This window comes from Elioraea sp. Yellowstone, assembly GCF_006704265.1.
Lineage (GTDB): Bacteria > Pseudomonadota > Alphaproteobacteria > Acetobacterales > Acetobacteraceae > Elioraea.
In genome coordinates this window covers 1-7,318 of sequence record NZ_VIKA01000152.1, presented here as the reverse complement: position 1 = coordinate 7,318, position 7,318 = coordinate 1, and the positions used below count along the sequence as shown (strand labels likewise).

Here is a 7,318-nt window from a genome sequence, read left to right as displayed (position 1 = left end):
GGACGGCGTTGGCGCGGCCGAGGGCCTCGCCGACGATCTCGCCGCCGCCGTGGCCGGGCTGCCGGCGCAGGTCCGGCGCGACGACGAGGCGGTCGCGGAAGCCGCGCGCAGCGCCCTGCGCGGCCTGCTGCGCCGGGCCCTGTGGCAGAAGCGCCCCGTGATCGAGGTGCACGTCATGCGGCTGGAGCGCTGAGGACGCGCCATGACCTGGTTCACCGGCATCGTCGTCTATGCGCTTGTGTGGTGGACGGTGCTGTTCGCCGTGCTGCCGCTCTGGACCCGGCCGGTGACCGATCCGGAGGAGAAGACGCATTTCCGCGGCGCGCCGGAACGGCCGCTTCTCGTGCGCAAGGTGCTGGTGACGACGCTGGTCTCGGGCGCGATCTGGCTCGGGATCTGGGTCGTGATCGAGTCCGGCGCGATCAGCTTCCGCGAGGGGTTCTGAGCAGTGTTTGACTATCTTCGAGGCAAAAGACGCACGCTCCATATGCATGCTGCTGGAAAAATGATCCGATCTTGTCGCGGATGAGGAGAAAATCGGCGGATCAGCCGAGTTTTGTCTTGTCGCGACGCAGCAGGCACGCATACATCAACGGCAGGAAGAGGGCCGTCCTCTTCCTGCCGTGTGACTGGCGTTTCCTCCCTAAACTTGGGCCGCATGCCGCAAGGCGCGCGGCCCGTTTCTTGTTAGCCGATCGTAAACGGCGCGTCCATAGCATCGCGAACATGATGTTCGCTGCGCTGCAGCAAAACGAAAGAAAGTGATATGCGTCGAGTCCAGCGGGGAACGTTGTTGCCGCTGACGCTGGTGGTGACGGCGCTTCCGGGCGCGGCTCCGGCCTCAGCCCAGACGATCGCCGAGCGGGACTGCCGCCGGCTGGAGCGGCACGTGCCGGCACCCGACGTCGCCTTCCGCCCGGGCGTCGATGTGCGCGGTCGGCCGGTCGCGCCCGCCGATCTCGCGCCGTCGCCCGCGATCGTGCCCGATCGGCTGACGATCCTGCTGGGCGTCGATCTGCGGCGGCGCCTGGGCCTGCCGCGCGACCTGATCGCGGACCTGCCGCTCGGCGTGATCGAGATCGAGAACGGCCAGGCACTGTTCAACGGCCGCCCGCTGGCGGCGGACGATGCCGCCGCCCTCGCCGCCGCCTGCCGCGAGGCGCGCCGCCGGTGAGCCGGCGTGACGGAAGCGCGCCGCGCCGCTAGTGTTCGCGACCCTTCCGCAACCCGGGACGACGCGATGCGCCTCTCTCGCTACTTCCTGCCCACGCTCAAGGAGACGCCGGCCGAGGCGCAGATCGTCTCGCACCGGCTGATGCTGCGCGCCGGCATGATCCGCCAGCAGGCTGCGGGCATCTATTCGTGGCTGCCGCTCGGCCACCGCGTGCTGACCAACATCGCGCGCATCGTGCGCGAGGAGCAGGACGCGGCCGGCTGCCACGAGCTCCTGATGCCGACCATCCAGCCGGCGGAGCTCTGGAAGGAGAGCGGCCGCTACGAGGACTACGGCAAGGAGATGCTGCGCATCCGCGACCGGCACGAGCGCGAACTGCTCTACGGCCCGACCAACGAGGAGATGGTGAGCGACATCTTCCGCGCCTACGTGAAATCGTACCGGCAACTGCCGCTCATGCTCTACCATATCCAGTGGAAGTTCCGCGACGAGGTGCGTCCGCGCTTCGGCGTGATGCGCGGGCGCGAATTCCTGATGAAGGACAGCTACTCCTTCGACATCGACCAGGCCGGCGCGCGCCGGAGCTACAACAAGATGTTCGTCGCCTATCTGCGCACATTCGCGCGGCTCGGCCTGAAGGCGATCCCGATGCGCGCCGATACGGGGCCGATCGGCGGCGATCTGAGCCATGAGTTCATCATTCTCGCCGAGACCGGCGAGAGCCAGGTCTTCGCGCATCGCGGTCTGGTCGAGCGCGACATCCTCGGCGAGGCGGTGGACTACGATTCCGATCTCCAGCCGCTCGTCGATTCCTGGACCTCGCTCTACGCGGCGACCGACGAGAAGCACGACCCGGCCGCCTTCGGCGCGCTCCCCGATGGCGAGCGCGTCGAGGCGCGCGGCATCGAGGTCGGCCACATCTTCTACTTCGGCACCAAGTACTCGAAGCCGATGGGGGTCACGGTGCAGGGACCGGACGGAAGGCCGATCCACCCGGAGATGGGCAGCTATGGCATCGGCGTCTCGCGTCTGGTCGGCGCCATCATCGAGGCGAGCCATGACGAGGCGGGCATCATCTGGCCGGAGAGCGTCGCACCGTTCCGCGTTGGACTGATCAACCTCAAGCCCGGCGATGCCGCGACCGATGCACTCTGCGACGGGATCCACGCCGCGCTCAGCAATGCCGGCACCGAGGTGCTGTACGACGATCGCGAGGAGCGGGCAGGGGTGAAGTTCGCCGACATGGATCTGATCGGGCTGCCCTGGCAGGTGATCGTCGGTCCGCGCGGCGCGGCGTCGGGCCGCGCAGAGCTCAAGCGCCGCAAGGGGGGCGAGCGGCACGAGCTCGACCGCGACGCGGTGCTGGAACGCCTGCTCGGCTGAGACCTTCGCACCCCATGTTCGGCCCCTTCGAGCGGATGGTCGCCTTCCGCTACCTGCGCGCACGCAAGGCGGAGGGTTTCGTCAGCGTGATCGCGGCGTTCTCGCTCGCCGGGATCGCGCTCGGTGTCGCCACACTGATCATCGTGATGAGCGTGATGAACGGCTTCCGCCAGGAGCTGCTCGGCAAGATCCTCGGCCTGAACGGACATCTCGGCGTCTACGGCGCGGCCGGTCCGCTCGCCGAGTTCGACGCCGCAGCCGAGCGCATCCGGCGCGTGCCCGGCGTGGTGCAGGCGATCCCGATCGTCGAGGGCCAAGTGCTCGCGACTGGCGAGCGGGGCGGCGCCTCCGGCGTGCTCGCGCGCGGCATCCGGCCGGAGGACCTGCGCGCGCGCGCGATCCTCGCCGGCAACATCGTCGCCGGCTCGCTCGACCGCTTCCAGGGCAATGACGCGATCCTGATCGGCACGCGGCTCGCGGCCAGGCTCAATCTGCGCGTCGGCGAGCGGATCAGCCTGGTCTCGCCGCAGGGCCAGGTGACGGCGTTCGGCACCGTGCCGCGCGTGGTCGCCTACACCATCGTCGGCCTGTTCGAGGTCGGCATGTACGAGTACGACTCCTCCTACGTGTTCCTGCCCTTCGAGGCGGCGCAGGCCTATTTCCGCCAGGAGGGGTCGGCCACGCAGGTGGAGGTGTTCGTCGAGGATCCGACACGCGTGCGCGGCGTGGCCTTCGCGATCCGCGACGCGCTGGGCACGCAGCCCGTGCGCATCCTCGACTGGCAGCAGGCGAACTCCTCCTTCTTCCAGGCGGTGCAGGTGGAGCGGAACGTGATGTTCCTGATCCTCACGCTGATCATCCTGGTCGCCGCCTTCAACATCATCTCCTCGCTCGTGATGCTGGTGAAGGACAAGGGGCGCGACATCGCGATCCTGCGCACCATGGGGGCCACCAGGGGGGCGGTGATGCGCATCTTCCTGATGTGCGGCGCCTCGATCGGCGTGCTCGGCACCGCGACCGGCGTCGTGCTGGGGCTCGCCTTCTCGCTCAACATCGAGGCGATCCGGCAATGGCTCCAGGGGCTCACCGGCCAGGAGCTGTTCCAGGCCGAGATCTACTTCCTCTCGCGCCTGCCGGCGGTGGTCGATCCGAACGAGGTGTTGCAGGTGACACTGATGGCGCTCGGACTGTCGCTCGCGGCGACGCTCTATCCGGCGTTCCGTGCCGCGCGTCTCGATCCGGTGGAGGCGCTCCGGTATGAGTGAGGAGGTGCTGCGGCTCGAGGGGGTCGAACGGTCGTTCCGTACCGGTGACGGCCTGCTCGAGGTGCTGCGCGGGGTGGACCTCGCGATCGCGCCGGGCGAGATCGTCGCCCTGGTTGCGCCGTCGGGCGCAGGCAAGTCGACGCTCCTGCACATCGCCGGACTGCTCGAGCGGGCGGATGCCGGGCGGATCGTGGTGGACGGCAGGGAGGCCTCCGCGCTCGGCGACGCCGAGCGCACCGCGCTGCGCCGCGCCACGATCGGATTCGTCTACCAGTTCCACCATCTGCTGCCGGAATTCAGCGCGCTCGAGAACGTCGCCATGCCGCAGGTGATCGCCGGAGTGGGCAGGCGCGCGGCGGGCGAGCGCGCGGCGACGCTGCTCGGCGCGCTCGGCCTCTCGGCGCGGGTGAACCATCGCCCGGCCCGGCTCTCCGGTGGCGAGCAGCAGCGCGTGGCGATCGCGCGCGCGCTCGCCAACGGGCCGAAGCTGCTGCTCGCCGACGAGCCGACCGGCAATCTCGACATGGCGACCGCGGATGTCGTGTTCGGCGAGCTTCTCTCGCTCGTGCGCGGGCGCGGCGTCGCGGCGCTGATCGCGACCCACAATCCCGAACTCGCCGCGCGGATGGACCGCACGCTGACGCTGCGCGACGGCCACGTCGTGGAAGGGCGGTGGTGATGCGCGTGCTCGTGCTCGGTGCCGGCGCGGTCGGCGGCTATTTCGGCGGCAGGCTGGCCCAGGCGGGCTCCGCCGAGGTGGCATTCCTGGTCCGGACCGGCCGCAAGGCCCAGCTCGAGCGCGACGGGCTGGCGATCGAGAGCCCGGCCGGCGATGCGCGGCTGGCCGTCACAGCGCTCGCCGCCGAGGATCTCTCCCGTGCGGGCGACTGGGACATCGTGCTGCTGACCGCCAAGGCCTACGATCTCGACGGCGCGATCGCGGCGATCCGCCCGGCGATCGGGGAGGGCACGGCCGTTCTGCCGCTGCTCAACGGCCTCTCGCACATCGAGACGCTGGTGGCGGCCTTCGGCGCGCCGCGGGTGCTCGGCGGGCTCGCCAAGATCCAGGCGACGCTGACGCCGGAAGGCGTGGTGCGCCATCTCGCGCCGGTGCAGATCCTCGAGTTCGGCGAACTCGACGGCGCGCTGTCGCCGCGCGTGCTGGCGCTGAAGCGTGCCTTCGACGCGACCCCCGTGCGCGCCGAGGCGGTCGGCGACATCCGCGGCCGGATGTGGGAGAAGCTCGTCTTCCTCGGCACGCTGGCGATGGCGACGGTGCTGATGCGCGCCAATCTCGGCGAGATCGCCGCCGTGCCCGGCGGGCAGGGTTGGCTCGACGATCTGCTCGAACGCAACGCCGCGATCGCGGCCGCGCACGGCCACCCGGTGCGCGAGCATGCCCTCGAGCGCGAGTTCCGGCCGTTCTTCCGCTCAAGCCCCGCCGCATCGGCCTCGATGCTGCGCGATCTCGAGGCGGGCGGCCGCGTCGAGTCCGATCACATCCTGGGCTTCCTCCTGCAGGCCGCGCGCCGCGCCGGCGTCGATGCGACGCTGCACGAGGCGGCCTGGCTGCACGCCAAGGCCTACGAGAACCGGCGCGACGCCGGCCGCCTGCCGGGGCGTTGAACTTTTCCGGAGCCGGTCTCATTCCGCTTGCAGGTCGTCATTGTCCCGGGTTAACGTAACGACAGCGTAGCAAGAGCGGCTGCGCGTCATCGGCAATAGAACGGGAGTGACGTCCATGGCACTCAGGCGTGGCAGGCGCGGACCGACGCGTCGCGTGGCGGCGCGCAGCGAGGCCGGGGAGCCGGCCGGCGGCACGGCCGTCTCCGCCTCGACCGAACAGCTCCTGCTCGAGGCGCTGCAGCGCGGCGGCGACACGCTCGAGACCGGCCGCTACCTCGTCACCTATCGCGAGGGCATGGCCGAGGAGGGGGCGCAGGCGCTGCGCGCGCGCGCCTTCCGCATGGCCGATGCGCGCGACTTCGCCGGCCAGGCGGTCACACCCGAGGACACCGGCGATGCCGAGGCGTTGAACTTCCCCGAGATCGGTGTGGCGCTCGTGAGCGGCACGGCCCTGGCGACGCGCGGCATGGGCGCCTTCGAGGAGGTCGGGGCGGACAGCCCGATCGAGGTGATTGAGCCCGAGTACTTCGTCTTCGCCGACAGCGCCGACTATCTCCGCGGCTTCCTGAGCGCGGCCAACGCGATCGCGCGCGACCTCAAGGCCGTGCCGGCCCCGGGGCCCGGACCGGGCGAGGAGGAGGAGGTCGAGCCGGAGGTCCTGGGCGCCACCTGGGGGCTGATCCGCTGCCGTGTGCCGTGGAGCACCCGCAGCGGTCTCGGCATCAAGGTCGCCGTGCTCGACACGGGGATGGATCTCGGCCATGCCGACTTCCACGGCCGCGCGATCTTCACGCAGACCTTCGTCGGCCAGCCGGTGCAGGATCTGCACGGCCACGGCACGCACTGCATCGGCACGGCGACCGGCCCGAAGGCGCCGGCGGGATCGACGCCGCGCTACGGCATCGCCCACGCCTCGCAGATCTTCGTCGGCAAGGTGCTGACCAACTCGGGCAGCGGCACCGGCGCGGGCGTGCTTGCGGGCATGAACTGGGCGATCGCCAACCGCTGCCAGGTGATCTCGATGTCGCTCGGCAGCCAGAGCCCGGTGCAGGCGGCCTACACCGCCGCCGGGTCGGCCGCACTCGCGAACGGCTGCCTGATCATCGCCGCCGCCGGCAATGCCGCTTCCACCACCGGCGCGCCGGCGAACTCGCCCACCATCATGTCGGTCGCCTCGCTCGATCCCGACCTGGCGCCCTCCAGCTTCTCGAACTTCGGCAAGATCGAGATCGCAGCACCGGGTCGGGACGTGTTCTCGTCCTGGCCGCGGCCGATCCGCTACCGCACCATCAGCGGCACCTCCATGGCGACGCCGCACGTGGCCGGCTGCGCCGCGCTCTGGGCCCAGACCTCCACCGCGATGCGCGGCATGACCCTCTGGCGCAAGCTGCAGTCCACGGCGCGCCGCCTGCCGTTCCCGGCCGCGCGTGTCGGCGCCGGCCTCGTCCAGGCCCCCTGACGGGGGCGGATCGCAGGCGGCTGGACCGAGCCCCCTGCGCAAGGATGGGCTGCGCTGGAGCGGTTTCCACATGCGTGGAAACCGCTCCAGGTCGAGTGCGTCCGGCCACCGGGAGAGCCCGTCCTGTCCGGATCTCGATCGCCCGCGTGCGGCGGCAGAGAGATACGCCGTCGTGCCAGTCTTTCGGGCCAGAGGAGGCGACGCAGCACCTCGGTCGGGCACCGTCAAGTCGACCCATCCTGCCAGATCCACTCATGGCACTGGCGTGATGACCCGTCGGGCCCGTTCGGCGGCTGGCTCCCTGCGGTGACGGGCGAGCACGCGGGCATGCGGTGTTAATGTCTCTTCGAGTGGTGTAGGAGCCGAGGGAGGGGCGCGGAGCGTAGCCCCTGGTTGCGCGCAGCGGAGCGC

General features: G+C 70.5%; 7 protein-coding genes and 1 pseudogene. All 8 read left to right on the top strand.

What is annotated here, in order from left to right:
* Window positions 1-193, top strand: a pseudogene (locus FK498_RS15875) (MBL fold metallo-hydrolase); the annotation flags it as partial.
* A gap of 9 nt (window positions 194-202) precedes the next feature.
* Complete coding sequence (locus tag FK498_RS15870; RefSeq protein WP_141856243.1) at window positions 203-445, top strand: DUF1467 family protein; 243 nt, start codon at window positions 203-205, stop codon at window positions 443-445.
* Between the two features lie 348 nt (window positions 446-793).
* Window positions 794-1,174, top strand: a complete 381-nt coding sequence (locus tag FK498_RS15865) for a hypothetical protein (RefSeq protein WP_141856241.1) — start codon at window positions 794-796, stop codon at window positions 1,172-1,174.
* A gap of 66 nt (window positions 1,175-1,240) precedes the next feature.
* Window positions 1,241-2,557, top strand: a complete 1,317-nt coding sequence (proS, locus tag FK498_RS15860) for a proline--tRNA ligase (protein WP_141856239.1) — start codon at window positions 1,241-1,243, stop codon at window positions 2,555-2,557.
* Between the two features lie 14 nt (window positions 2,558-2,571).
* The gene (locus FK498_RS15855; protein ID WP_141856237.1) at window positions 2,572-3,822 is read left to right on the top strand and encodes a lipoprotein-releasing ABC transporter permease subunit; all 1,251 of its coding nucleotides are present in this window, start codon (window positions 2,572-2,574) and stop codon (window positions 3,820-3,822) included.
* Window positions 3,815-4,501, top strand: a complete 687-nt coding sequence (locus FK498_RS15850) for an ABC transporter ATP-binding protein (protein ID WP_141856235.1) — start codon at window positions 3,815-3,817, stop codon at window positions 4,499-4,501. The genes FK498_RS15855 and FK498_RS15850 overlap by 8 nt, the downstream gene beginning before the upstream one ends.
* Window positions 4,501-5,448 (top strand): ketopantoate reductase family protein, encoded by a 948-nt coding sequence (locus FK498_RS15845; protein WP_141856233.1) that lies wholly within the window; start codon window positions 4,501-4,503, stop codon window positions 5,446-5,448. Before FK498_RS15850 ends, FK498_RS15845 begins: the two co-directional genes overlap by 1 nt.
* Window positions 5,449-5,563: 115 nt before the next feature.
* Window positions 5,564-6,907, top strand: a complete 1,344-nt coding sequence (locus FK498_RS15840) for a S8 family serine peptidase (RefSeq protein WP_141856230.1) — start codon at window positions 5,564-5,566, stop codon at window positions 6,905-6,907.
* Window positions 6,908-7,318 lie beyond the last annotated feature (411 nt).

What these genes read in the sequence shown, in the direction of transcription:
- FK498_RS15855 (WP_141856237.1), top strand. Translation starts at nt 2,572, where the DNA reads ATGTTCGGCCCCTTCGAGCGGATGGTCGCCTTCCGCTACCTGCGCGCA.
- FK498_RS15845 (WP_141856233.1), top strand. Translation starts at nt 4,501, where the DNA reads ATGCGCGTGCTCGTGCTCGGTGCCGGCGCGGTCGGCGGCTATTTCGGC.
- FK498_RS15840 (WP_141856230.1), top strand. Translation starts at nt 5,564, where the DNA reads ATGGCACTCAGGCGTGGCAGGCGCGGACCGACGCGTCGCGTGGCGGCG.
- FK498_RS15870 (WP_141856243.1), top strand. Translation starts at nt 203, where the DNA reads ATGACCTGGTTCACCGGCATCGTCGTCTATGCGCTTGTGTGGTGGACG.
- proS (WP_141856239.1), top strand. Translation starts at nt 1,241, where the DNA reads ATGCGCCTCTCTCGCTACTTCCTGCCCACGCTCAAGGAGACGCCGGCC.
- FK498_RS15850 (WP_141856235.1), top strand. Translation starts at nt 3,815, where the DNA reads ATGAGTGAGGAGGTGCTGCGGCTCGAGGGGGTCGAACGGTCGTTCCGT.